Here is a 23,106-nt window from a genome sequence, read left to right as displayed (position 1 = left end):
ATGCTGATCAAGAAAAAACTGACTCACTTCCACTTCTGCTGCGGCCTGGGCGGCGGCGCCAAAGGCTTCAACCGGGCCAAGCCCATCGTCGGAAACATGCAGGCCGAATGGGAATGCATCGGCGGTGTGGACGTTGACCCGGCCGGACTGGCCGACTTTGAGCGCTTGAGCGGCGTCAAGGGCACGCTCATAGATTTGTTCACCCGTGACCAGTACATCCGCTTCCATGGCAAAGAGCCGCCAGCAGGTTGGTGTGAGGCAACCCCCGAGGATATCCAGCGCGCCGCCGGCGGCCGCCGACCGGATGCGGTGTTCATCAGCTCTCCATGCAAGGGCGCCAGCGGGCTGCTGTCCGAAACCATGAGCATGACCCCGAAGTACCAGGCCCTGAACGAGTTGACGCTGCGCTGCATCTGGCTGTTCGGTGAGGCCTGGCGCGATGACCCGGTGCCGCTGCTGGTGTTCGAGAACGTTCCCCGCCTGGCCAGCCGCGGGCGGCACCTGCTGGACCAGATCGGTGCACTGCTCAGCCACTTTGGCTACGCGGTCGCCGAAACCACCCACGATTGCGGGGTAATCGGCGGCCTGGCCCAGAGCCGCAAACGCTTCCTCCTGGTTGCCCGTCACGTCGAGAAGGTGCCGCCGTTCCTGTACGAGCCGGAGAAAAAGAGCCTGCGCGCTGTTGGCGATATCCTCGGCCGCATGCCGCTGGCCGGCGATATCGAACAGGCCGGCCCCATGCACCGGGTGCCAGCACTGCAGTGGAAGACTTGGGTTCGCCTCGCCCTGGTCGAGGCAGGAAAGGACTGGCGCAGCCTGAACGATCTGGTGATCGAGGATGGCTGCCTGCGCGACCTGATCATCGTTCCGGAATACCGATCCGGCTACATGGGCGTGCACGGCTGGAATGACAGCATGGGCACCGTGGCTGGCCGCTCAAGCCCTACCAATGGTGCTTTTTCGGTTGCCGATCCGCGAGCCAAGGCCGGGGCCTTGCAATATCAGCAATACGGGGTTCGACGCTGGCAGGACACCAGCGGTGCTGTCATCGGGGTAAAGAGCCCAGGACAAGGCACGTTCAGCGTGGCTGACCCGCGACCAAGCGGTGTTCGGCATAACAACGTGTACCGCATCGTGAAGATGGACACACACGCCGGCACGGTAACCGGCGGCCAGTCACCAAGTGCTGGCGGCCAGTGCATTGCAGATCCTCGGCGCGCCGGTCAAGGATTCGGCAAGTACCTGGTCACGCCCTACAACACCTCGGCCGGTACCGTCATAGCTGGCAGCACCACTGGGCAGGGCGCGTTCGCTGTTCAGGACCCACGCCCAGGCATGCGCCGCACCAAGGGTGATGCCTACCTCACTGGTGGCCACTATGGCGTGGTGTCTTGGACTGGTCAGGCCGGCGCCGTTTCCGCCAGTGCCATGCACGACAACGGGCGCTGGAGCGTTGCTGATCCCCGCCTGCCAGAGGCCAACGACCGGCTCACTTGCGTAATCGAATCGCTCGACGGCACCTGGCACCGCCCCTTCACCACCTTGGAGCTGGCCGCGCTTCAAAGCCTGGTCGAGCCCGAAGAGCAGCTGGAGCTCGATGGCCTGAGCGACCAAGCCTGGCGCGAGCGCATCGGTAACGCGGTACCGCCTGCTGCGGCAGAAGCCATTGCCCACGTAATGGGCACCACCCTGCTCCTGGCTGCCCAAGGCGAAACCTTCATGCTCAGCAGCATGCCGATCTGGGTTCGCCCGGTTGCGGTGGGCCTGAGCGTTTCCCAGGTCAGCAACTCCTGACCATGCCGCGCCGGGCAACCGGCGCTTTCCGGAGCTAACCATGAAGACCAAACCACCATTGGCCGAGCGTGCCGTTGCCGCAGTTGCCCGGTACGAGCGCGCGGCCGCAGAGCTGACCAACATTAAAAGGGCCATCGTGGCGGCGCTGGACAAGTGCCCGATCACCATTGAGGCCTTCAGCGATTCTGGGATGGAGTCTTTCGACCGCGGGCATTCGCTGCTGTGGGATGGCACTCGCCCCAACACGCACCTTCACCGAGCCTTGCAGATGTACACCTGCGACGACTTCGACCGCGAGGTCAAGCTGCAAGACTACGAGATCCGCTACGAGCTGGAAGGCGACGGCGAAGACGAGACGCTCAAATGCGAGCACTGCCTTGCAGCATGGCTGCTGATCGAGCGCCGGAAGCTGGTGCGTCAGGAGTTTGGCCAGGCCAAGCGCTTGGTCAGGGCTCTGGGCAAGTTGGCCATCAAGGCAGAGCCTGCTGAGCCAGAGCGGTCCTGTGCTGCCAAGGAATGCCAACGGTACCGCGTCGACGGGACGATGTTCTGCGGCGAACACCAGTCAGTTAAAGACCGGTGGCCGCAGCGCCCCATCACCAACGAGCAGCTTTCTCACATGATGCAACAGGATGGGTATCAGCAATGACCTACGAATTCAAAGGCGACAACAAGGCGCTGGTCACCAGCATCACCGCACTACTCGCGCTTGACGCCAAAGGGGCACTGACCCCGCACGGAATTGGCGGAATGGCGCGGCAGTTACTGGAGGCCAGTTCGGTTCGGCTTGCTGAGCAGCACCATGACGAGCCGGCGGCGTGGCGCTACCGCCACTCCAAGCCTGGGATGTCATGGTTTTTCACTGAAAAGACAGGCGCTGATGGATGCTTGATCGATGGGTTTGATTACGAGGTCCAGCCTCTCTACACCCACGCCGATTCTGGAGAGGTTAAGCGGCTTACCCAAGAACGCGACGGCCTGCGCACGCTCGCAGATGGGGCTAACAAATGGCGCCAGAGGGCTATCGACTCCCAGTTAGCCGCCCGTGATTTGACGAACGATAACAACGAACTGCACGCCAAGCTGGCCGAGCGGGATGCGCTGCTGCGTGAAATTTATGAGAGTGCAGAACAGGATGAGCCAATTGGAGCTGGTCTGTTCAGCTCTATCAAGGTTGCTTTATCCGCCAGCGCAGAGCCGAGCGCGCCGAAGTTCGAAGCCTGCAAAGGCAACGGCGTTATCGGATGGCGCCGCGGGCAGACTGCCGAATCGTACGAGGAAGGCGAATCTCCGTGTGAAGACTACAACGCGACCGGGTACGCCCATAGCAATGGGATGCCTGAATCTGGAACCTGCACTACCTGCAATGGCCTCGGCACGGTGCCAGACGGTGAAATCACTGGCCTGGATGGCGCTGAGTTCGAGAACGGTCCAATCGAGTGCATCAAGGATTGCCCCGCCTGCAAACCGGGTGCGCCGACAGTGACCGACGAGCCCATCGATCTCGCCACTTGGAAGCGCCGCGCCATTGAAGCCGAGTCAAAGCTGCGCACCTTCGACCCTCGGCTGCTGGAACTGAGCGCTCATGCCTTCGACACGCTGCTTGCCGAACCCAAGCCGCAAGAATTGGTGCTGACCAAGTGCAAGCTTTGCGACCAGCTGCAGGCTGACCTGACGGAGCGGGACGAAAAACTCGATCAGACGCAAGACCTGTTGCGCTTCATGGTTCACGACTACCGCTCAGTGGTTCAGGCCGGTTACGACCGTATCACCGCGCTGGGCAGCGATTGCGACAGCGTGGCCAAGATGCTGGACGACAACCCCAACTACCAGAAAGCGATGGCAGTGCTTCTGCCTGACCTTGAAAGCCGGCCCGAAGAGCGCGGCACACCGGAAACCGAACCCTGCTCAGGCTGCGGAACACCTGGTTGGACCGGGGCCTGCAACAAGTGCGTCCCCTATTGAGGCCCTGGCCATGAAAGAACGTCCAATCCTGTTCAGCGGGCCGATGGTCCGCGCCATCCTGGAAGGCCAGAAGACGGTCACGCGGCGTCCAGTCAAACCGCAATATATGGAAGGGCCTTGGTCAGTCCGACGCACCGAAGCACCAAGGTACGACCGTCATAGCCACGACTGGTGGCTACCAACGGGCAGCCAGCCATATGCGGCCCTGCCGCCGTGCCCTTACGGCCAGCCAGGCGACCGCCTGTGGGTGCGCGAGGCCTGGCTAGCAGATGCTCAACTCGACTCGATCGCTCCGCGCGACCTGAGCCTTGGCGAGCCAATCTTGTATCCGGCAGATGGCAGCCTCCGGCAGACGGGATGTGCAATGGTCTCGCAGGGCCGAGGGCGCCCATCGATCCACATGCCCCGCTGGGCCAGCCGCATCCTGCTGGAAGTCACCGACGTTCGCGTCGAGCGGCTGCAGGACATCAGCGAGGATCAGTGCATAGCAGAAGGCATAGAGAGGTGTATTCCTGGCTGCCAAAGTCCGTACGACGGCGATGGCGCACCAGAGTGTGACTGCATGAACCTCAGCTATGAAGAGTCATTTCAGGCTTTGTGGACCAGCATTAACGGCGCCAAGTCGTGGTCTTCCAACCCGTGGGTCTGGGTCGTGGAGTTCAAGAGGATCCAGCCATGAGGCCCGTCGCCGTCTTCTGGGCATGCCTCACCGCAGCCGCCTTTGCCTTCCTGATCGGTGTAGTCCTCACCATCTACGCCACCAACCACCGCGTTGCCCAGGCCGATGACCAGCACCCACCACCACCCGCCGGCGACCAGTTCGACGAAGGGCCGGTGCTGGCCCGGCTGCCGGCCGCACACCTTGGCCCTGTCCGCTTCGTTTTCTGACCTTCAACCATGACCAGGCCCGCCGAAATGCGCGGGTGCGGAGTGCTATTTCCATGACAACAGAAGAACTCGCCAGCCTGCCTGCAAAGATCCGGATCGCAACTGAGGCAGGCAAGGCGGCTGCCGCCGCGTGCACCAATGACGGCGGCAGCGCAAACCTTGATCGCGTCGTTATCCCGGTACCAGGGATGCGAGCCAGTCAGCTGCAGGGCCTGCCTGGCTATCTCCAGAAGAAAAGCCGGTACCACCAGCAGGGCATCCACCTCGACACACCCTGGCCGGGCCAGGGCAACCAGCGCAGCGCTGGCGTGCAAGCGATGCACGCATCGCTCAAGGCTCAGGGCGTCAACTGCTACATCTACTACCAGGTCGATTGACCATCAACATGCCGCCGCCGGCGGCGCGGAGACCAATATGAATACCGCCTTCCTGCTGATGGCCCAGTACAACGGCCAGGCCATCATCCCAATCGACCTAGTCTGCAAGGACTACTTCGATATCACTCCAACTAAGCTCAAGGCCAAGGTGGCCCGGGGCGAGATCAACCTGCCGCTGGTATGGATGGAGTCCAGCCAGAAAGGCGCACGCGGCGTGCACCTGACGGACCTAGCCGCCTACATAGACAGCCAGCGCGAAAAGGCCAAGGCCGAGCAGGACAAGCTCATGGGGCGAGGCCAGCGGCGAGCCTCTTGACCTTCCTTGGGGCCTCGATAACGGGGCCCGTTACCACCTCTTCCAACATCTCCCACCCCTCATAGGGGTCTCCCTTCCCCCGCAGGTGCGTATAGCGCCGCATCGAGTTCCAATCCCGGTGGCCCGACACGCTGGCCACGCGCGGAATATCCCACCCCTTTTCGAACAAGCGGCTTACGCCATCGTGGCGTAGGTCGTGGAAGTGCAGGTCATCGATCTGCAAGAAGTGGCACGCCCTGGTGAAGGACGCCGATATCGACCTGGAGTTGTACGGGAAAACCTCTTCAGCAACCCGCGGCATCGACTGCAGAATGCGCCAGGCCTCGTCGGGCATGTGGCACCAAACATCGTTGCCGAACTTCTGGCCTGGGTTCTTCATGTCGGTGATCAGCGCCGACTGCTCTTGGTCATTGAGCGCATCCCATCGAATCCGCGTGATCTCTTCCTGACGTCGCGTGGAGAACAGCGCGAATACCACCACGCGCACCATGTCGATCTCCTGGCGCCTGGCATCGCGCACCTTCTGGAAGTACTTGATGATGCGCTCCAGCTCGTCGCGAGTCGGCCGGCGGTTGCGCTCTACGCTCTTGGTCACGGCTCCCAGCTTCTTTAATACGCGCCGGGCGTCAGGCATGGCCAACGGGTCGACCTCATACCCCCATGCCGGCCTGGCCACGGACAGGACCGCGCCCAAGTGCGCCAGGTCGTTGCCGACCGTCTGCGGCTGGATGCCGTCCTTCTCGATCCGGTCCATGGCGTAGTCGACCAGCTTCTGACTGGTCAGCTGTTGGTCTTCCACCTCGCCAAGCCAGCTTTCACCAATAGCCTTGAGGGTTGCACGCTTGGTCTTGCCCAGCGGCCGCAACTTCTCGTACTCGACCAAGTACTGGTCGATCATCTGCTTAACCGTCACGCCCTTGCGGTTCGCCTTCTCGATGGCCCCGGGCTCGTACAGTTCGGCCTCACGCTTCCTGATCCAGGCCTGCGCCGTCGCCTTCCGGTCGAACGTCTGGCTTTCCTGATAAACTGCCTTCCCTTCCTTCATGATGCGGATCTGGGCGGTGAAGCCCGATGACCCGTCCTTGCGCTTGCGCTGCGTGATGGTTCCCATGATTTGCTACACGGCTGGTTGGAGTTGCTACATTGTAGCAACCGCAGTAGCAAAACCGGCAAGAACCGGAATAAAGCGGCAACAACTAGAGATAGAGAAATGCCCCAGAAACAAGCAGAAAACCTAGGAACCTCAGGCGATACAGTAGTTAGGAGGTTTTCTGTTGCGCCGATGATGGACTGGACCGACCGCCACTGCCGGTTCTTCCTGCGCCTGCTTTCCAAAAACACCCTGCTGTACACCGAAATGGTCACCACCGGTGCCCTGCTGCACAACGACGCCCACCGTTTCCTGCGCCACGACGTCTCCGAGCACCCGCTGGCCCTGCAACTGGGCGGCAGTGTGCCGACCGACCTGGCCGCCTGTGCCCGTCTGGCCGAGGAGGCCGGCTACGATGAGGTCAACCTCAACGTCGGCTGCCCGAGTGACCGGGTACAGAACAACATGATCGGCGCCTGCCTGATGGCCCACCCGGCGTTGGTGGCCGACTGCGTGAAAGCCATGCGTGACGCGGTGTCGACCCCGGTGACGGTCAAGCACCGCATCGGTATCAATGGCCGCGACAGCTACGCCGAGCTGTGCGACTTCGTCGGCCAGGTGCGCGAGGCAGGTTGCCGGAGCTTTACCGTGCATGCGCGCATCGCGATCCTGGAAGGTTTGTCGCCGAAGGAGAACCGTGAGATTCCGCCTCTGCGCTATGACGTGGCGGCGCAGTTGAAGGCGGACTTCCCGGACCTGGAGATCGTGCTCAACGGCGGGATCAAGACCCTGGACGAGTGCCAGGCACACCTTGAAACCTTCGATGGGGTGATGCTGGGGCGTGAGGCGTACCACAACCCTTACCTGCTGGCCGAGGTGGACCAGCAGCTGTTCGGCAGCGAGGCGGTAGTGGTCAGCCGCAGCGAGGCGCTGGCGCAGTTGCGGCCTTATATCGTCGCGCACATGGAAAGTGGTGGCGCGATGCACCACGTTACCCGGCATATTCTGGGGCTGGCCCAAGGGTTCAAGGGGGCGCGGCGCTTCCGTCAGCTACTGTCGGCGGATATCCACAAGGCGGCGGAGCCGCTGGCGGTGTTCGACCAGGCGGTGGAGTTGTTGCAGGGGCGGTAACCTGACAAGCGCCGCAGTATCTGTGGGAGCGGGCGTGCCCGCGAACACCGGCGCAGCCGGTGCCAGCCACCGCGTTGGATTCTTCGCGGGCTCGCCCGCTCCCACAGAAGCCGCGTCGCGCTTACGAACCAAGCCCTCTTCATGACCATGCGGAACCTCGGGGCCGCTTGCGACTCGAATCCTCACCTTTCGCACCGCGCTTCGCGAGCCCTTGAGTGGCCGTCGGGGCTCGGGTAATGTCGAGTCATTGCACAGGACAGAGCACGCCCATGACCTCCAAGCTGGAACAACTCAAGCAGTTCACCACCGTGGTCGCCGACACCGGGGACCTGGACGCCATCACCCGCCTGAAACCGGTCGATGCCACCACCAACCCGTCGCTGCTGCTCAAGGCGGCGGCTATCCCGGGTTACGCCGAGCTGCTCAAGCAGGTGAAGGCCGATGCCAAGGGTAATGTCGACCTGGCCTGCGACAAGTTCGCAGTGGCCGTGGGTTCGGGCATCCTCAAGGTCATCCCGGGGCGTATCTCCACCGAGGTCGATGCCCGCCTGTCGTTCGATGAACCCGCCCTGCTGGCCAAGGCGCGCAAGCTGATCGAGCTGTACGAAGCCGCTGGCATTGGCCGCGACCGCGTGCTGATCAAGCTGGCCTCCACCTGGGAAGGCATCCGCGCCGCCGAAAAGCTGGAAAAGGAAGGCATCCAGACCAACCTCACCCTGCTGTTCTCCTTCGCCCAGGCCCAGGCCTGCGCCGATGCGGGGGTGTTCCTGATTTCGCCGTTCGTGGGCCGTATCTACGACTGGTACAAGAAGAGCACCGGCAAGGAATACGTGGGCGCCGAAGACCCGGGCGTGCAGTCGGTCACTCGCATCTACAACTACTACAAGGCCAACGGCTACAACACGGTGGTCATGGGTGCCAGCTTCCGCAATATCGGCCAGATCGAGCAACTGGCCGGCTGCGACCGCCTGACCATCAGCCCAGAGCTGCTGCAGCAGCTCAGCGATGACCAGGGCGACCTGCCACAGGTGCTGAAGCCGGGCAATGCCGGCGAGCCCAAGCAACAACTGAACGAAAGCCAGTTCCGCTGGGCCATGAACGAAGATGCCATGGGTACCGAGAAACTGGCCGAGGGCATTCGCCAGTTCGCGCGGGACCAGGAGAAGCTGGAGAAGTTGATGGCTGAAAAAGCCTGATACATTTCGGGATTGCCTGACGGGCGGGAAGTGTTCAGCATTTTCCGCCCGTTTTGTTTTACCGAGTCGTAGTTGTGTATTTGTTTCTCGGGCCTCTTCGCGGGCACGCCCGCTCCTACAAGCGCCGCCATGCCTGTGGGAGCGGGCGTGCCCGCGAAAGGGCCCGCATAGCCACCTGAGCTGTCGATGACCTCCTCTACCCCATTGCCCCTCGTACTCGCCGGCCCGGTACTGCGCCGCCTGGAACCCCAGCGCCTGGCCATCTGGCTGGTCGCCACGCAACCGCTGCAACCCGAATTCATCTTCCCGGCAAGCGAGGCCCAAGTCGATTGCCAGGTGGTCGCGGTGGGCCAGCACGCCTTCATCCACCTGCTGGACATCCACTTCGCCCAGCCGCTGCCCTGCAACCAGCTGCTCGACTATGACCTGCTCATAAACGGCCAGGGCATCGCCGGCTGGGCACCGCACCTGCTCTACCCCGGCGCCCGGCGCCCAAGCCTGGTGCTGCGCGATCGGCTCGACCACCTGCTGCACGGCTCCTGCCGCAAGCCGCATTTTCCGGCCGCCGATGGCCTGCTCTGCGCCGACCGCCTGCTGCAGGCCTGCGAAACCCCCGCGGACCGCCCCGCCGTGCTGCTGATGACCGGCGACCAGGTCTATGCCGACGACGTCGCCGGCCCGATGCTGCGCGCCATCCACAGCCTGATTGCGCGCCTGGGCCTGTTCGACGAGCAACTGGAGGGCGCGGTGGTGCCCGACAGCCAGGCGCTGTACCAGCACCCGGCCTGCTATTACCACCGCGCCGACCTGCTGCCGGCGCAGGAACGCAACGAAACCCTGCGCGAGCGCTTTTTCGGCGGCAAGCGCAAGCCGATTTTCTCCTCCAGCAACGCCGACAACCATCTGGTGACCTTCGCCGAGGTCATGGCCATGTACCTGCTGGTGTGGTCACCGGTGCCCTGGCAGCTGGTGAACCTGGACATGCCCAACGGGCTCACCGCACCGCGCCAGGCCCGTTACCGGCAGGAGCTGCCGCTGATCCAGGCGTTTGCCGACAACCTCGGCCAGGTAGCGCGAGTGATGGCCCACCTGCCGTGCCTGATGATCTTCGACGACCACGACATCACCGACGACTGGAACCTCTCGGCGCTGTGGGAAGAAACCGCCTATGGCCACCCCTTCTCACGGCGGATCATCGGCAATGCCCTGCTCGGCTACCTGCTGTGCCAGGCCTGGGGTAACGACCCGCAGGGCTGCAAGCCCCTGGTCGGGCAATGCCAGGCGTTGAACAGCCAGACCCAGGATGAGCTGATCGGCGCACTGCTGCGCTTCCAGGGCTGGCAGTTCAGCCTGCCCACCAACCCACCCTTGCTGGTGCTGGACACCCGCACCCGCCGCTGGCGCAGCGAAAGCAGCCTGGCCAAGCCGTCCGGCCTGCTCGACTGGGAGGCGCTGAGCGAGTTGCAGCAAGCATTGCTGGACCACCCGTCGGCGATCATCGTGTCGCCTGCGCCGATTTTTGGCGTGAAGCTGATCGAGACGGTGCAGAAGCTGTTCAGCTGGCTGGGCTACCCGCTGCTGGTGGATGCCGAGAACTGGATGGCCCATCGCGGTGCAGCGCAGGTCATCCTCAATATCTTCCGCCACTCGCGCACGCCGGGGCACTACGTGGTGCTGTCCGGCGACGTGCATTACTCGTTCGTCTATGAAGTGCTGATCCGCCACCGCCAGCGCAGCCCGCACTTGTGGCAGGTGACCAGCAGCGGGATCAAGAACGAATTCCCGCGGCGCCTGCTGGATGTGCTCGACCGGCTCAACCGCTGGCTGTATGCGCCACGCTCGCCGCTCAACTGGTTTACCAAGCGGCGGGAAATGGAGGTGGTGCCGCGTACGCCCAGCCATAGCAAGGCTGGCGAGCGGTTGTGGAATGGCGCGGGGTTGGGGCAGGTGTTCTTCGATGAACAGGGGCGGCCGGCGCGGGTGTATCAGCTGGATGCGGGTGGGGGTGAGGCTACCGAGTTTGCGCGGCGGGGGTGATCAGGCAGGTAATGCTTGTGTTGGCCTTGCCGGCCTCTTCGCGGGCACGCCCGCTCCCACAGGATCACCACAGGTTCCGAATACAACGCAGTACCTGTGGGAGCGGGCGTGCCCGCGAAGAGGCCGGTACAGGCTGAAGATCAGGTCCGCTCCAGCGCATTGACCAGGTCATGGAAGGCTTTGCGGTTGGAGTCGTTCAGGCCCATGAGGATCTTGTGCGCCTCCAGCACCTTGGAGCGCACCACGTCTTCGTTCTGGTCCTGGGACGGCAGGTCGGTCAGGCATTCCGGGCACGGGATCGGCCGATCGACGATGTTGAACACCTGATCGAAGCCCATCGACTGCAACAACCGGGAAATGTCCGGGTTGGTGGTGACCACGGTCGGCAACAGGCCCACCTTCTGGCGCGACAGGATCGACAGCTTGGCCAGCAGGCCCAGAGTGGTGCTGTCGATGCTCTCGGTTTCGGTCAGGTCGATGACAATCGCCGAGAAGTTCAACGCGGTGAAAATCTTCTCGATCGTCGCATCCAGCGCCGAACACAGGGTCAGGCGCACTTCACCGACGAATTTCAGGACGAAGGTACCACTCTGCTCGGCGAACTGGATTCTACCGGTACTCATTGAAGGTTCCTGCTCAACACCAATAGGGCGATATCATCCGGCATCTCCCCAAGCGTAGCCAATCCAAATCGTTGACGCAGCCCATCCAGGCTGCCACCTGCTGCCCTGACGATTTCCGGCAGGGCGGTTTCTTTATCTTTGAGCGTGTCACCCGGCAAAAGGTCCAGAATGCCATCGGACATCAGGCTGAGGCTGAACTGCGGCGGCAGCTCCACCACCAGGTCCTGGTAGGTGGCCTCGTCGAACAGCCCCACCGGCAGGCCGCGGCCTTCCAGGTAGCGGGTGTGCTCGGGGGTGTGCAGCACCGGCAGCGGCAGGTGGCCGCCAACGGCGTAGGTCAGCAGGCCGGTGTCTTCATCGATCACCCCGCCAACCATCGTCACGTGCTTGCCCAGCTTGCAGTTGATCAGCCCGCGGTTGATGTGGCTGAGCACCTGCGAGGGTTTGAACTCGCGCATCTTGCTGCCGCGCTTGAATTCGAACAACAGCCGCGTGGTCATGAACTTCAGCAGCACGGTGACGAACGCTGACGACGCGCCATGCCCGGAGACGTCGGCGAGATAGAAAGCGATGCGCCGTTCGTCCACCCGGAAGTAATCGGCAAAATCACCCGACAGGTACAGCGACGGGATGATCTGGTGCTCGAAAGCGAACTCGCCGGCCACCCAAGGGCTCTCCGGCAGCATGTTCATCTGCACCTGGCGACCGGCGGTCTGATCCTCCTGCAGCAGGTGCAGGCTGGCTTCCAGTTCGCGGTTGGCGGCTTCGAGCTTGTCGCGGTAGCGCTGGTTTTCCAGCACCAGGCGCGAACGGTCGAGGGCGCGGCGCACCGAATGCTCGAGCACGGCCAGGTCTTCCAGCGGCTTTATCAGGTAGTCGGCAGCGCCCAGGCGCAACGCTTCCACCGCATCACTCATGACGCCGGCACCGGACACCACGATCACCGGTAACTGCGGGGCGCGCTCGCTGACCTGGCGGATCAGTTCGAGGCCGCCCATCTGCGGCATGCGCAGATCGCAGATCACGAGGTCGGGCTGGTGTTCTTCGAAGACCTGAAGCCCCTGCTGGCCATTGCCGGCCTGGAGGACGCTGAAGCCACTGTCTTCAAGATAGGCGGCGAGGCTTGCACGGACCACGTCGTCGTCATCGATGATCAGCAGCGTTGCACTGGTTTTCTGCATGTGGGCGAACGGCGCCGATTTGGGTTGGTGCAGCGGTGTCGGCAAGGCAGACGGCCAGCTACGGGAATTCTTTGTGGTCACACTCTACTTGAGTTGTAGGACAAGAACACTTGCCAGGCAACTGTCAGAGGGACCTTGTAAGGCGCAGACGGTACTCCCATCCGGCAGGCGTTTCAAGCATGCAAAGGTTCACCTCGACGCACTTTACAGGCCAAATCACCGGGAGTTATAAGAAAGTCGACCAGCGCAACCCGATGGGAAGGATGCAGCATGCCTCATACGCCCTCCAGCCATGACGAGAAACGCGATTTCATCCGCATGCGCATCGACACCGAGGTCAGCCTGCTGCACGCAGGCCAGGTGATCGCGGCAGTGTGCCTGGACCTGTCCAGCGGCGGCATGCAGGTGCAGGCACCGCAGCGCTTCCATGTGGGGGACCATATCGAGGTACGGATCGAGTCCGACCACCCGGCGCTGAAGGGGCTGCACGCCAGCACCGAAGTGGTGTGGATTGCCGACCAGCCGGGCGGGCAGCAGAAGTTCGGGTTGCGGATCCTGGCGATGCACTGAATCAGGGGCTGCAAAGCAGCCCCTGATCCGTGGATCAGAAGTCGTCTTCGACCTCGCCATCCTTGACCTTGAACTCGCGGTTCTGCAGGTAGGCATTGCGAATGAAGATGTACTTGTCACCCTGGATCAGCTTCTCGGCCGACAGCAGGTCGGCGCGGGTGTCGATGATGTCCAGGGCGAAGATCGAATTGCGCGTCGGCACATGGTCGATGTAGCGGTAGGGTTCGGTATAGGTGTCCGGGTACTTGGCCACGCCGTCACGCACGGTGCTCGGGCCCAGCAGCGGGATGACCACGTACGGGCCGCTCGGCACGCCCCAGTAGCCGAGGGTCTGCCCGAAGTCCTCGTCGTTGCGCTGCAGGCCCATCTTGGTACCCACGTCGAAGAAGCCGCCCAGGCCGAAGGTGGTGTTGACGATCAGCCGCGCCGTGTCCACGCCCGCAGCATGGGGCTTGAACTGCAGCAGGTCGTTGGCCAGGTTGGTCACGTCACCCAGGTTGCGGAAGATGTTGTGGATGCCATCTTCGAGGAACTGCGGGGTGACCGCCTGGTAGCCCTTGGCCAATGGCTTGAGGGCATAGGTGTCGAGGGTATCGTTGAAACGGAAGATCGGGCGGTTGACCGCTTCCCAGGGATCTTCCTCGGTGGCGGCCTGGGTGGCTGCCACGGGCGCCAGCAGCATGCTGGCGCAGACACAGGCCTGGGTGACTCGTTCGATCACACTGGCACCGATCCTACGCATAGGTGTTTCTCCATCGAATTTCTCGGCCGCAAGCGCAAACGGGTGCGCTGCTGTACGGCGGCAGTATAGAGGCTTGCGGGCTGATAAACAGCTTTACACATCTCTGCTCAATATTTTGTGAACAACTGTTGCGCGGTGCCCGCTGTCACAGGGCGGTAACAATCGCCGAATAGCCTGCGGACTATTTGAGGGAAGTTGCCATGGACGCTGCACCCGCCTTCACCGCTGTGCTGTTCGGCTTGCGCGGCTGCCTGGTGCAAGCCGCCAATGGCGCCCCCTCGCCCGCCCCCGGCGCCCTGGCGACCCTCGCCAGCCTGCGTCAGCGCCAGGTGCCGTGCATCTGGCTGGACGACCTCAACGCCACCCAGAGCAAGCGCCTGGCGCACGTACTGCCCGCCTGGCTGCCGGGGCATTCGGTGAACGGCGCGCGCTGGCCGGCGCCGAATGCCTGCTGGCAGGCCCTGATGACGCTGGACAGCCAACGCCTGGACGGCTGCGTGCTGGTCAGCGGCGACCCACGCCTGCTGCAATCTGGCCTGAACGCGGGGTTGTGGACCGTAGGGCTGGCAGCCTGCAGCCCGTTCTGCGACCGCAGCTCGCGGCAATGGCAAGCCATGACTGCGCAGGAACAGGACCTGGCCCGTGGCAAGGCGACGCTTGAACTGTTCAGCCTGGGCGTGCACTCGGTGATCGACCACCTGGAAGCGCTGGACACCTGCCTGCAGGACATCGCCCAGCGCCGGCGCAAGGGCGAAAAACCCTGATACAGCACCTTTGACGCGGATCATGCAAAGCAACGGCAGGTGGATTACGCTGAAGACAGGCCAGAACCTTTGCCGCTTCGCTGAGGTCCATGGCTTGCCAAGCCATTGATGGAGAACTACCAATGCCTGCCCGCGAATTGCAAGAGCGCCTGAACAGCTTGCGCGAGCAACTGGACCGCAACGTGCCGCTTTCTGACGAGGAACTGGCCGCGCTGCACGAAGAAGCGCGCCAGATCGAGGCGCAACTGAAGCTTGAGGAAGCCACGCCAGACCATAACCTGGTGGACGGCGTGAACCTGGCGATCGAACGCTTCGAGGCCGACCACCCCGACCTCACCGCCACCCTGCGCAGCATTGCCAACTCGCTGCACAGCATGGGGATCTGACCTAGCCGGGGGTGCTTTGCACACCCCATCGCCGGCAAGCCAGCTCCCACAGGGTCGGCGACACACCGATCATTGTGGGAGCTGGCTTGCCGGCGATGGGCCGCAATGCGGCCCAAATTCTTACTGCCGAACCAGGCGCTTGTTGTCCGGGCTGATCGCCCCCGTGCTGCGGTAAGGGTTGATATCCAGCCCACCCCGGCGCACATAGCGCGCATACACCGTCAAATGCTCCGGCTGCAGCAGGTTCTTCAAGTCCAGGTAGATCCGCTCCACACACTGCTCGTGGAAGTCGGCATGCTGGCGGAAGCTGATCAGGTAGGTCAGCAGGCTGGCATGGTCCAGCGCCCTGCCCTTGTACTCGACCACCACGCTGCCCCAGTCCGGCTGGCCGGTGACCGGGCAGTTGGACTTCAGCAGGTGGCTGTGCAGGGTTTCTTCCACCTGCCGCTCCGGGTTGCAGTGCAGCAGCTCTGGCTGTGGCTGTTCGTAGTTGCTGATGGCAACGTCCAGCGCATCGATGCAATGCCCCGGCAAGGCCACCACGCCTTGGGCCTCGACCTCGGCCAGGGTACGCACTTTCACGCCGACCGGCTTGCCGGCGGCGGCGGACAGGTCTTTCTCCAGGCACGCCTGCAGTTCGCCAAGCGAGGCGAACACTGTCTGGTTCAGCGAATTCAGGTACAGCTTGAACGACTTGGACTCGATGATGTTCGGCGAATCGGCGGGGATGGCGAACTCGCCGATCGCCACCACCGGCTTGCCCGACGGCAGCAGCCAGCTCAGCTCGAAGCAGTTCCAGTAATCCACACCCTGCCACGGCAAGGTCTGGGCGGTAACGCCCAGCTCGGCCCACTTGGCGGTACGCGGGATCGGGAACAGCAGCTCCGGAGAATAGGTGGCAATGTATTCGCTGGACTTGCCCAGCGGGGAATGTTCGGCAGCGGGATGCATGGAAACTGACCTGAAGGTTCGAAATTGCCCCTAGTCTACCGGTTTTGCACCCTGCCTTGGAGCGCAAGTCAGCGGGATTACATCTTCGTCAGTTTGGGGCGAGCGGGTGCATCGTCACGTATCATCTCAGCATCACCCGGTCCCTGTAGGAGCGGGCTTGCCCGCGAACACCGGCGAAGCCGGTGCCATTACAGCGCGTTGCATGCTTCGCGGGCACGCCCGCTCCCACAGGTTCCCTCGCTGCCACCTGGAGTCCTGCCGCTTAATGAAACTGCTGATCGTCGAAGACCAGGCCCGTACCGGCCAGTACCTGAGCCAGGGCCTGAATGAGGCCGGCTTCGCCACCGAACTGGCCACCGACGGCGAGACTGGCCAGTTCCTCGCCCTGACCGGCGACCACGACCTGCTGATTCTCGACGTGATGCTGCCCGGCCGTGACGGCTGGCAAATCCTCCAGGCCGTGCGCCAGGCCGGCCTGGACACCCCGGTGCTGTTTCTCACCGCCCGCGATGCCGTGGAGGACCGGGTGCACGGCCTGGAGCTGGGCGCCGATGATTACCTGGTCAAGCCGTTCGCCTTCTCCGAACTGCTGGCGCGGGTGCGCAGCCTGCTGCGCCGGGGCACCAGCCCCAGCCAGGACACCACCCTGGGCCTGGCCGACCTGCGCCTGGACCTGATCCGCCGCCGCGCCGAGCGCGCCGGCCAGCGCATCGACCTGACCGCCAAGGAGTTCGCCCTGCTTGAACTGCTGCTGCGCCGCCAGGGCGAGGTGCTGCCCAAATCGCTGATCGCCTCGCAGGTGTGGGACATGAATTTCGACAGCGACACCAATGTGATCGAAGTGGCGATCCGCCGCCTGCGCCTGAAGATCGACGACCCACATCCCAACAAGCTGATCCATACCGTACGCGGCATGGGCTATGTACTCGAAGAGCGTACTGAGTGATGCGCCGGGTCTCCCTCGGCAGCCGCCTGGCCCTGCTGTTCGCCGCCTGCACCGCCGCTGTCTCGCTCGGTGCCGGCCTGATATTCAGCCGGGCCAGCGAGCAGCATTTCGTCGAACTGGACCAGCAACTGCTGGACTCGCGCCTGTCGCTGTTCCGCACCCAGCTGGCCGGTATCACCACCCCGGCCGAGCTGCAGGCGCGCCTGCCCGCCTTGCGCGATGAACTGGGCCACCAGGCCGACCTGGCCCTGCGCATCAACGGCAGCGACGGCGCCACCTGGTTCGAAAGCCGCACAGGCCTGCCGCGGACGCCACTGCCCGACGGGCTGGCAACCCTGCATGCGCAAGGCACCGACTACCGCAGCCTGGCCGTGCACCTGGCGCAAGGCGCCCCGCAGTCGCCACAACTGGCCCTGTACCTCGACATCACCCATCACCAGCACTTCCTGCAGGGCATGCAACGGCTGATCTGGCTGACGGTGGGCCTGTCGGCGCTGGCCACGGCACTGCTCGGTGCCTGGGCTGCACGCCGCGGGCTGCGACCGTTGCGGCAGATGGGCCAGGTGGCTGCCAGCGTATCGGCGCGCTCGCTCACCACACGCCTGCCGGTGGCACAGATGCCCGAAGAGCTGGCCGAGCTGGCGACGGCCATGAACGCCATGCTGCAGCGCCTGGACGATGCCTTCCAGCGCCTGTCGGCATTCTCTGCCGACATCGCCCACGAGCTGCGCACGCCGCTGTCCAACCTGCTGACCCACACCCAGGTCACCCTCACCCGCCCGCGCAGCCTCGAAGAGTACCGCGAAGCCCTGCACGGCAACCTCGAGGAGCTGCAATGGATGGCGCAGATGATCAACGACATGCTGTTCCTGGCCAAGGCCGACCATGGCCTGCTGGTGCCGGGGCAAGCACCGCTGGTGCTGCATGAGGAGGTGGATGCGCTGCTGGAGTACTACGCGCCGCTGGCAGAGGACAGCGGCGTGCAGATGCTGCGCGAGGGTGAGGCGCTGCTGCAGGGCGACCGGCATATGCTGCGCCGGGCGCTGTCCAACTTGCTGGACAATGCCTTGCGCTTCACCCCGGCGGGAGGGCTGATACAGGTGACATTGGGGCCAGGGCCGAGGATCGGCGTGGCCAATACCGGGGCGGCTATCGAGCCGGCAGTGTTACCACGGTTGTTCGACCGCTTCTACCGGGTGGACCCGGCGCGGCGGGAAGGCAGTAGCGAGCATGCCGGGTTGGGGTTGGCGATTACCCGGTCGATCGTGCAGGCCCATGGTGGGCACATCAGGGCGGAGTGTGCGGACGGATGGACGCGATTCGTGATCGATTTCACTGAAGACCAGTGACATCGGGGCTGCTTTGCAGCCCATCGCCGGCAAGCCAGCTCCCACCTCGACCGCGCTGCCCTCAAGGCCTGCGCGCTACCTGTGGGAGCTGGCTTGCCGGCGATAAGGCCCTCAGGTGTTACTCAGACTGCCAGGCCAATCGCCGGCTGCACCTGCGATGCCCGATAGGCCGGGTAAATGGTCGCCAGGAAGCTCATCACCAACCCGGCAGTGCAGATGATCGCCACATCGCCCCACTGCAGCTGCGACGGCAAGCTGCTGACGAAGTACACATCCGAAGTAAAGATGTGCTGCCCGCTCACCCGCTCCAGCCAACCGACGATCTGGCTGACGTTGAACGCTGCAACCACCCCAAGCACGCCACCGATCAGCGTCCCGACAATGCCGATCAGGCTGCCCTGGACCATGAACGTGCCCATGATCTGCGCCGGCGTGGCGCCCAGGGTACGGAGGATGGCGATGTCCGGGCCTTTGTCGTTCACCACCATCACCAGGGTGGCGATGATGTTGAACGCTGCCACCGCGATGATCATCAGCAACAGCAGGCCGATCATGGTCTTTTCCATCTTCATGGCACTGAACAGGCTGCCCTGGGTATGCGACCAGTCATCGGCCCGGTAGGCATCGCCCAGCCCGGCAGCGATCGCCTTGGACACCTGCGGCGCGGCATACAGGTCGTGCAGTTTCAGGCGCACGCCCTGCACCTGGCCCGGCGCCCAGCGCTGCATGGCGCCGGCATCGTCGACGTGGATGTAAGCCTGCGAGCCGTCCAGCTCGGCGCCGACCTTGAAAATGCCGACCACGGTCAGGCGCTGCATGCGCGGGGTGATGCCGCCCGGCTCCTTGCTGATTTCCGGCACGATCAGGGTCAGTTTGTCGCCGGTATTCAGGCGGAAGCGTCGCGCAGTCAGCTCACCGATGACCACGCCGAACTCACCTGGCTGCAGGTCCTGCAGGCGGCCCTGGACGATATGCTGGCCGACGATCGAGACCTTGCCCTCTTCAGCCGGGTCGATACCGCCTACCTGGATCGGCTGCATCGCGCCCTTGTACGACAGCATGCCTTCCATTTCGGTAATCGGCGCCGCCGCCATCACCGCCGGGTCGCGCATGGCCGCGTCGGCCACCTTGTGCCAGTCATCCAGCGGCTGCACGCCGAGGATGGCGGCATGCGGCACCAGGCCGAGGATGCGCGAACTCATTTCGCGCTGGAAGCCGTTCATCACCGACAGCACCACGATCATCGCCAGCACGCCCAGCGACAGGCCGATCATCGAGGTCATCGAGATGAACGAGATGAAGTGGTTGCGGCGCTTGGCTCGGGTGTAGCGCGCGCCGATGAAGATGGGCAAGGGTCTGAACATGTACGAAATCACCCAATGAAAACAGGAAAACGGGGCGGCACCGGCCACCCCGTGCAGTCGATCAGATCGCCACCAGGTGGCCGTCGTCGAGCTTCAATACACGGTCCATCTGGCGCGCCAGGTTGAGGTCGTGGGTGACCACCAGGAACGCCGTGCGCGACGCGCTGGACAGTTCCTGCATCAACTCCTGGATGCCCTGGGCGGTGTGGTGGTCGAGGTTGCCGGTCGGCTCGTCGAGCATTACCAGGCCGGGGCGGTTGACCAGTGCCCGGGCAATCGCCACCCGCTGGCGTTCACCACCGGACAGCTCGGCCGGTTTGTGGTTGAAGCGGTGGGCCAGGCCCACGCGCTTGAGCAGCGCCTCGGCACGCTCACGGGCCTCGGGGATGGGCGTGCGGCCGATCAGCAATGGCATGCACACGTTCTCGATGGCAGTGAATTCCGGCAGCAGGTGGTGGAACTGGTAGACAAAGCCCAGCTCGCGGTTGCGCAGCAGGCCACGGGCACGCTCGCCCAATGCCGACAGCTCCTCGCCGGCCAGCCAGACGCTGCCCTGGGTCGGCCGGTCGAGGCCGCCCAGCAGGTTGAGCAAGGTACTCTTGCCCGAGCCGGAGCTACCCACGATGGCTACCCGCTCACCGGCGTGCAGCTCGAGGTTGAGCCCCGACAGCACCTGCACCGATTCCGGGCCCTCGTCGTAGGACTTGCCCAGGTTGCGGCAACTCAGAACGGCTTTATCACTCATGCGCGACTCACTCATAACGTAGCGCCTCTGCAGGCTGGGTGCGGGCCGCACGCCAGGCCGGGTACAGGGTGGCGAAGAAACTCAGGACCAGCGCCGCACCGCAGACCATGTACACGTCCTGGGCCTGGATCTGCGACGGCAGGTAATCGATGAAATACACGTCGGCGTTGAGAAACTTGTGCCCGATCAGTTTCTCGATGCCGGCGATCACCGCGCTCACGTTCAGCGCAGCGACGATCCCGACCACGGCGCCGATCAGGGTACCGATCACCCCGATCACCGTGCCCTGGACCATGAAGATGAGCATGATCTGCCCGGGCGTGGCGCCCAGGGTACGCAGAATGGCGATGTCGCCACGCTTGTCGTTGACCACCATCACCAGGGTGGAAATGATGTTGAACGCCGCCACCGCCACGATCAGCAGCAACAGCAGGCCGATCATGGCCTTTTCCATGCGGATTGCCTGGTACAGGTTGCCGTGGGTACGGGTCCAGTCACGGCTGTAGAACTCCTGGTCACCCAGGCGCTGGGCGATGTCCCAGGCCACCCGTGGCGCCTGGAACAGGTCGTCGAACTTCAGGCGCAGGCCCTGGACCTGGTCGGGCTTCCAGCGGTGCAGGCGGGACAGGTCGCTGATGTTGGCCAGGCCCAGGTAGCCGTCGATCTCGCCCGCGCCCACGTGGAAGGTGCCGACCACGGTGAAGCGCTTCATGCGCGGGAACATGCCGGCCGGGGTCACGCTGACCTCGGGGGCGACGAAGGTGAGCTTGTCGCCGATGCCAACGCCCAGCTTGGCCGCGGCCTTGTCGCCGATCATGATGCCCCACTCGCCCGGCGCCAGCTGGTCGAGGCGGCCTTGCAGGACGAACTTGTCGATGATCGACACTCCGCGCTCGCGGGCCGGGTCGATGCCGTTGAGCAGCACCTTCTGCACCTTGCCTTCATGGGTCAGCAGGCCCTGCATCTGGGTGAAGGGTGCAACCGCCACCACCTGCGGATTCTGCTTTACTTGTTGGGCAAGGGCCGGCCAGTCGGCAATGGGCTGGCCGCTCTCCAGCGTGGCATGCGGGATCATGCCCAACACGCGGGTGCGCATCTCGTGGTCGAAACCGTTCATCACCGAGAGCACCACGATCATCACCACCACGCCCAGGGCGAGGCCGATCATCGAGGTCAGGGAAATGAACGAGACGAAGTGATTGCGACGTTTGGCACGGGTATAACGCGTGCCGATGAATGCGAAAAGAGGTCTGAACATGTCGGGGCTTGTTCGGATGAAAGGGAACGTCCTTGTGGCGAGGCGCCTACGGCGGCTTTACACTCGGACCACCGCCGCTACCTTGGGTTCGCCATGACGACATTAGACGAAGAAGATCGCCGCGAATACTACCGCATCGAAGATCGGATCGCACTTCAAATCAGCCCCCTCAGCGCGGCCGAAGCCCTTGACCCAGATGTGTTGCAAGATGATTCGCCACTATTCAACCTGCTCAGCGAACTGCACCTGTCCGACTTCGAGTCGCAACACCTGCTACGCCAGCTGAGCGAAAAGGACCGCACCCTCGCCGCCTTCCTGCGCGCGCAGAACAAACGCCTCGACCTGCTTAGCGCGGTGGTTGCCCAGACCCTGATCGGCGAAGTTGGCCAGCCCCAGCCGGTGATCATCTCCGAGGGCGGCATCGAATTCGCGCAAGCCACAGCGGTGGCCCCCGGCACCCGAGTCAAGGTGAAGATGGTGCTTATGCCGCGCGCCCATGGCCTGCTGCTGCGCGGCAAGGTAACCCATTGCGACCCGCGCCCGGAGGGCGGCTTCGAGGTCGGCACCGAATTCACCGACATGACCGACGCCCAACGGCAACTGCTGGCTCGCTACATCCTGCAGCGCCAGCAGCAGCAACGGCGCCAGCAGCTGGAACAGAACGACCCCGCCTCCTGAGCCCATTTTTCTTTGATTTGAAGGAACGAACGTGACCCTGATCTACGGCCACCGCGGTGCCAAGGGCGAAGCGCCCGAGAACACCCTGAAGAGCTTCCAGCAATGCCTCGCCCATGGCGTGACCCGCTGCGAGCTGGACCTGCACCTGTCAGCCGACAACGAGCTGATGGTGATCCATGACCCCACCCTCAAGCGCACCACCGGCAAACGCGGCAAGGTGGTCGAGCACCCGGCCGCCGAACTGGTCAAGATCGATGCCCGCAAAGGCGGCCCGGGCCACGTCCAGCCCTGCCCGATCCCGAAACTGGAAGAACTGTTCGAGAAATGCCCGTTCGAGCACTGGCAGCTGGAGGTGAAAAGCGCCTCGCGCACCCGTGCCGCCACCACCGTGCTGGCAATCCGCGAACTGGCCCAGCAGTACGGCCTGCTGGACAAGGTGACCATCACCTCCAGCTCACGCGAAGTGCTGGGTGCCGCCCTGGAGCTGGTGCCGGACGTCAAGCGCGGGCTGGTGGCCGAGTACGCCTGGCTCGACCCGCTGAAAGTGGCACAGAACTACGGCTGCGAGCTGCTGGCATTGAACTGGACACTGTGCACCCCCGAGCGCCTGCTGAAAGCCCAGGGCCAGGGTTTGCACGTGTCGGTGTGGACGGTCAACGAACCGGCACTGATGCGCCGGCTCGCTGATTTTGGCGTGGACAGCCTGATTACAGACTTTCCCGGTTTGGCCAAGACCACCCTCGGGCAGGGTTGAA

The 23,106-nt window shown here is 63.7% G+C and carries 25 protein-coding genes; 17 read left to right on the top strand and 8 right to left on the bottom strand.

What is annotated here, in order from left to right; all coding sequences use genetic code 11:
- Genes B2790_RS21955 through B2790_RS21925 form a run of 7 tightly spaced genes read left to right on the top strand, consistent with a single transcriptional unit; the run spans nt 1 to nt 5,340 of the window.
- On the top strand, nt 1-1,794 hold the full coding sequence (locus B2790_RS21955; RefSeq protein WP_286919733.1) for a DNA cytosine methyltransferase: 1,794 nt from the start codon (nt 1-3) through the stop codon (nt 1,792-1,794).
- A 40-nt stretch (nt 1,795-1,834) separates the two neighbouring features.
- On the top strand, nt 1,835-2,443 hold the full coding sequence (locus B2790_RS21950; protein ID WP_286919732.1) for a hypothetical protein: 609 nt from the start codon (nt 1,835-1,837) through the stop codon (nt 2,441-2,443).
- A complete protein-coding gene (locus B2790_RS21945; RefSeq protein ID WP_286919731.1) occupies nt 2,440-3,759 on the top strand; it encodes a hypothetical protein in 1,320 nt (439 codons plus the stop codon). Before B2790_RS21950 ends, B2790_RS21945 begins: the two co-directional genes overlap by 4 nt.
- A gap of 10 nt (nt 3,760-3,769) precedes the next feature.
- Nucleotides 3,770-4,438 (top strand): hypothetical protein, encoded by a 669-nt coding sequence (locus B2790_RS21940; RefSeq protein ID WP_286919730.1) that lies wholly within the window; start codon nt 3,770-3,772, stop codon nt 4,436-4,438.
- On the top strand, nt 4,435-4,647 hold the full coding sequence (locus B2790_RS21935; protein WP_286919729.1) for a hypothetical protein: 213 nt from the start codon (nt 4,435-4,437) through the stop codon (nt 4,645-4,647). Before B2790_RS21940 ends, B2790_RS21935 begins: the two co-directional genes overlap by 4 nt.
- A gap of 53 nt (nt 4,648-4,700) precedes the next feature.
- The gene (locus B2790_RS21930; protein WP_286919728.1) at nt 4,701-5,024 is read left to right on the top strand and encodes a hypothetical protein; all 324 of its coding nucleotides are present in this window, start codon (nt 4,701-4,703) and stop codon (nt 5,022-5,024) included.
- Nucleotides 5,025-5,061: 37 nt separating this feature from the next.
- Nucleotides 5,062-5,340, top strand: coding sequence for a pyocin activator PrtN family protein (locus B2790_RS21925; RefSeq protein WP_100774093.1), 279 nt, complete (start codon nt 5,062-5,064; stop codon nt 5,338-5,340).
- Here B2790_RS21925 and B2790_RS21920 read toward each other — a convergent pair.
- Nucleotides 5,309-6,451 carry a site-specific integrase gene (locus B2790_RS21920; protein ID WP_286919727.1) on the bottom strand — a complete coding sequence of 381 codons (1,143 nt, stop codon included), beginning with the start codon at nt 6,449-6,451 and terminating at the stop codon, nt 5,309-5,311. The two genes, B2790_RS21925 and B2790_RS21920, sit on opposite strands and share 32 nt — an antisense overlap.
- Nucleotides 6,452-6,550: 99 nt before the next feature.
- Between B2790_RS21920 and dusA the strand changes: the two genes are divergently transcribed.
- From dusA to B2790_RS21905, 3 genes are all read left to right on the top strand, one after another.
- A complete protein-coding gene (dusA, locus tag B2790_RS21915; protein WP_286919725.1) occupies nt 6,551-7,561 on the top strand; it encodes a tRNA dihydrouridine(20/20a) synthase DusA in 1,011 nt (336 codons plus the stop codon).
- A gap of 269 nt (nt 7,562-7,830) precedes the next feature.
- On the top strand, nt 7,831-8,757 hold the full coding sequence (gene tal / locus B2790_RS21910; protein WP_075044231.1) for a transaldolase: 927 nt from the start codon (nt 7,831-7,833) through the stop codon (nt 8,755-8,757).
- A gap of 186 nt (nt 8,758-8,943) precedes the next feature.
- The gene (locus B2790_RS21905) at nt 8,944-10,794 is read left to right on the top strand and encodes an alkaline phosphatase D family protein (RefSeq protein WP_274079408.1); all 1,851 of its coding nucleotides are present in this window, start codon (nt 8,944-8,946) and stop codon (nt 10,792-10,794) included.
- A 140-nt stretch (nt 10,795-10,934) separates the two neighbouring features.
- On the opposite strand, the gene rssC is transcribed toward B2790_RS21905, so the two are convergent.
- Nucleotides 10,935-11,417 carry an anti-sigma factor antagonist RssC gene (gene rssC, locus B2790_RS21900; protein WP_286919724.1) on the bottom strand — a complete coding sequence of 161 codons (483 nt, stop codon included), beginning with the start codon at nt 11,415-11,417 and terminating at the stop codon, nt 10,935-10,937.
- The gene (gene rssB / locus B2790_RS21895) at nt 11,414-12,598 is read right to left on the bottom strand and encodes a two-component system response regulator RssB (protein WP_015269551.1); all 1,185 of its coding nucleotides are present in this window, start codon (nt 12,596-12,598) and stop codon (nt 11,414-11,416) included. The genes rssC and rssB overlap by 4 nt, the downstream gene beginning before the upstream one ends.
- 270 nt (nt 12,599-12,868) lie before the next feature.
- Between rssB and B2790_RS21890 the strand changes: the two genes are divergently transcribed.
- Nucleotides 12,869-13,168 carry a PilZ domain-containing protein gene (locus tag B2790_RS21890; RefSeq protein ID WP_085601673.1) on the top strand — a complete coding sequence of 100 codons (300 nt, stop codon included), beginning with the start codon at nt 12,869-12,871 and terminating at the stop codon, nt 13,166-13,168.
- A 34-nt stretch (nt 13,169-13,202) separates the two neighbouring features.
- On the opposite strand, the gene B2790_RS21885 is transcribed toward B2790_RS21890, so the two are convergent.
- The gene (locus B2790_RS21885) at nt 13,203-13,910 is read right to left on the bottom strand and encodes an MlaA family lipoprotein (protein ID WP_137163349.1); all 708 of its coding nucleotides are present in this window, start codon (nt 13,908-13,910) and stop codon (nt 13,203-13,205) included.
- A gap of 200 nt (nt 13,911-14,110) precedes the next feature.
- Here B2790_RS21885 and B2790_RS21880 point away from each other — a divergent pair, with 200 nt between their 5' ends.
- Nucleotides 14,111-14,674 carry a phosphonoacetaldehyde phosphonohydrolase-related protein gene (locus tag B2790_RS21880; protein WP_286101358.1) on the top strand — a complete coding sequence of 188 codons (564 nt, stop codon included), beginning with the start codon at nt 14,111-14,113 and terminating at the stop codon, nt 14,672-14,674.
- A 122-nt stretch (nt 14,675-14,796) separates the two neighbouring features.
- Nucleotides 14,797-15,060, top strand: a complete 264-nt coding sequence (locus B2790_RS21875; protein WP_015269548.1) for a DUF4404 family protein — start codon at nt 14,797-14,799, stop codon at nt 15,058-15,060.
- A 120-nt stretch (nt 15,061-15,180) separates the two neighbouring features.
- Here B2790_RS21875 and queF read toward each other — a convergent pair whose 3' ends face one another.
- Nucleotides 15,181-16,011 (bottom strand): NADPH-dependent 7-cyano-7-deazaguanine reductase QueF, encoded by an 831-nt coding sequence (gene queF / locus B2790_RS21870; protein ID WP_085617240.1) that lies wholly within the window; start codon nt 16,009-16,011, stop codon nt 15,181-15,183.
- 265 nt (nt 16,012-16,276) lie between these two features.
- Here queF and cinR point away from each other — a divergent pair, with 265 nt between their 5' ends.
- Nucleotides 16,277-16,957: a two-component system response regulator CinR gene (gene cinR / locus B2790_RS21865; protein ID WP_025338336.1), complete on the top strand. Its 681-nt coding sequence runs from the start codon at nt 16,277-16,279 to the stop codon at nt 16,955-16,957.
- On the top strand, nt 16,954-18,306 hold the full coding sequence (locus B2790_RS21860) for a heavy metal sensor histidine kinase (protein WP_286919722.1): 1,353 nt from the start codon (nt 16,954-16,956) through the stop codon (nt 18,304-18,306). The genes cinR and B2790_RS21860 overlap by 4 nt, the downstream gene beginning before the upstream one ends.
- Nucleotides 18,307-18,428: 122 nt before the next feature.
- Here B2790_RS21860 and B2790_RS21855 read toward each other — a convergent pair whose 3' ends face one another.
- The 3 genes from B2790_RS21855 to B2790_RS21845 all read right to left on the bottom strand — a co-directional run bounded on the left by B2790_RS21855 (nt 18,429) and on the right by B2790_RS21845 (nt 21,673).
- Nucleotides 18,429-19,670 carry a lipoprotein-releasing ABC transporter permease subunit gene (locus B2790_RS21855; protein WP_015269544.1) on the bottom strand — a complete coding sequence of 414 codons (1,242 nt, stop codon included), beginning with the start codon at nt 19,668-19,670 and terminating at the stop codon, nt 18,429-18,431.
- A gap of 61 nt (nt 19,671-19,731) precedes the next feature.
- On the bottom strand, nt 19,732-20,415 hold the full coding sequence (lolD, locus tag B2790_RS21850) for a lipoprotein-releasing ABC transporter ATP-binding protein LolD (protein WP_169774647.1): 684 nt from the start codon (nt 20,413-20,415) through the stop codon (nt 19,732-19,734).
- Nucleotides 20,416-20,422: 7 nt separating this feature from the next.
- Nucleotides 20,423-21,673, bottom strand: coding sequence for a lipoprotein-releasing ABC transporter permease subunit (locus tag B2790_RS21845; RefSeq protein WP_286919721.1), 1,251 nt, complete (start codon nt 21,671-21,673; stop codon nt 20,423-20,425).
- A 93-nt stretch (nt 21,674-21,766) separates the two neighbouring features.
- Between B2790_RS21845 and B2790_RS21840 the strand changes: the two genes are divergently transcribed.
- Together B2790_RS21840 and B2790_RS21835 are read left to right on the top strand one after the other, a co-directional pair.
- Nucleotides 21,767-22,351, top strand: coding sequence for a PilZ domain-containing protein (locus tag B2790_RS21840; protein WP_286919720.1), 585 nt, complete (start codon nt 21,767-21,769; stop codon nt 22,349-22,351).
- Nucleotides 22,352-22,382: 31 nt separating this feature from the next.
- Nucleotides 22,383-23,105, top strand: coding sequence for a glycerophosphodiester phosphodiesterase (locus tag B2790_RS21835; RefSeq protein ID WP_015269542.1), 723 nt, complete (start codon nt 22,383-22,385; stop codon nt 23,103-23,105).
- The last annotated feature ends 1 nt before the right edge of the window (nt 23,106 follow it).

It is taken from the genome of Pseudomonas sp. UBA6753 (genome assembly GCF_002453565.1).
GTDB classification, from domain to species: domain Bacteria; phylum Pseudomonadota; class Gammaproteobacteria; order Pseudomonadales; family Pseudomonadaceae; genus Aquipseudomonas; species Aquipseudomonas putida_Z.
This window is presented reverse-complemented; position numbering and strand designations above follow the sequence as displayed.

Bases quoted from the DNA above. Each gene is read 5' to 3' on its own strand.
- B2790_RS21955 (WP_286919733.1), top strand. From the start codon at position 1: ATGCTGATCAAGAAAAAACTGACTCACTTCCACTTCTGCTGCGGCCTG.
- B2790_RS21950 (WP_286919732.1), top strand. From the start codon at position 1,835: ATGAAGACCAAACCACCATTGGCCGAGCGTGCCGTTGCCGCAGTTGCC.
- B2790_RS21945 (WP_286919731.1), top strand. From the start codon at position 2,440: ATGACCTACGAATTCAAAGGCGACAACAAGGCGCTGGTCACCAGCATC.
- B2790_RS21940 (WP_286919730.1), top strand. From the start codon at position 3,770: ATGAAAGAACGTCCAATCCTGTTCAGCGGGCCGATGGTCCGCGCCATC.
- B2790_RS21935 (WP_286919729.1), top strand. From the start codon at position 4,435: ATGAGGCCCGTCGCCGTCTTCTGGGCATGCCTCACCGCAGCCGCCTTT.
- B2790_RS21930 (WP_286919728.1), top strand. From the start codon at position 4,701: ATGACAACAGAAGAACTCGCCAGCCTGCCTGCAAAGATCCGGATCGCA.
- B2790_RS21925 (WP_100774093.1), top strand. From the start codon at position 5,062: ATGAATACCGCCTTCCTGCTGATGGCCCAGTACAACGGCCAGGCCATC.
- B2790_RS21920 (WP_286919727.1), bottom strand. From the start codon at position 6,451: ATGGGAACCATCACGCAGCGCAAGCGCAAGGACGGGTCATCGGGCTTC.
- dusA (WP_286919725.1), top strand. From the start codon at position 6,551: ATGCCCCAGAAACAAGCAGAAAACCTAGGAACCTCAGGCGATACAGTA.
- tal (WP_075044231.1), top strand. From the start codon at position 7,831: ATGACCTCCAAGCTGGAACAACTCAAGCAGTTCACCACCGTGGTCGCC.
- B2790_RS21905 (WP_274079408.1), top strand. From the start codon at position 8,944: ATGACCTCCTCTACCCCATTGCCCCTCGTACTCGCCGGCCCGGTACTG.
- rssC (WP_286919724.1), bottom strand. From the start codon at position 11,417: ATGAGTACCGGTAGAATCCAGTTCGCCGAGCAGAGTGGTACCTTCGTC.
- rssB (WP_015269551.1), bottom strand. From the start codon at position 12,598: ATGCAGAAAACCAGTGCAACGCTGCTGATCATCGATGACGACGACGTG.
- B2790_RS21890 (WP_085601673.1), top strand. From the start codon at position 12,869: ATGCCTCATACGCCCTCCAGCCATGACGAGAAACGCGATTTCATCCGC.
- B2790_RS21885 (WP_137163349.1), bottom strand. From the start codon at position 13,910: ATGCGTAGGATCGGTGCCAGTGTGATCGAACGAGTCACCCAGGCCTGT.
- B2790_RS21880 (WP_286101358.1), top strand. From the start codon at position 14,111: ATGGACGCTGCACCCGCCTTCACCGCTGTGCTGTTCGGCTTGCGCGGC.
- B2790_RS21875 (WP_015269548.1), top strand. From the start codon at position 14,797: ATGCCTGCCCGCGAATTGCAAGAGCGCCTGAACAGCTTGCGCGAGCAA.
- queF (WP_085617240.1), bottom strand. From the start codon at position 16,011: ATGCATCCCGCTGCCGAACATTCCCCGCTGGGCAAGTCCAGCGAATAC.
- cinR (WP_025338336.1), top strand. From the start codon at position 16,277: ATGAAACTGCTGATCGTCGAAGACCAGGCCCGTACCGGCCAGTACCTG.
- B2790_RS21855 (WP_015269544.1), bottom strand. From the start codon at position 19,670: ATGTTCAGACCCTTGCCCATCTTCATCGGCGCGCGCTACACCCGAGCC.
- lolD (WP_169774647.1), bottom strand. From the start codon at position 20,415: ATGAGTGATAAAGCCGTTCTGAGTTGCCGCAACCTGGGCAAGTCCTAC.
- B2790_RS21845 (WP_286919721.1), bottom strand. From the start codon at position 21,673: ATGTTCAGACCTCTTTTCGCATTCATCGGCACGCGTTATACCCGTGCC.
- B2790_RS21840 (WP_286919720.1), top strand. From the start codon at position 21,767: ATGACGACATTAGACGAAGAAGATCGCCGCGAATACTACCGCATCGAA.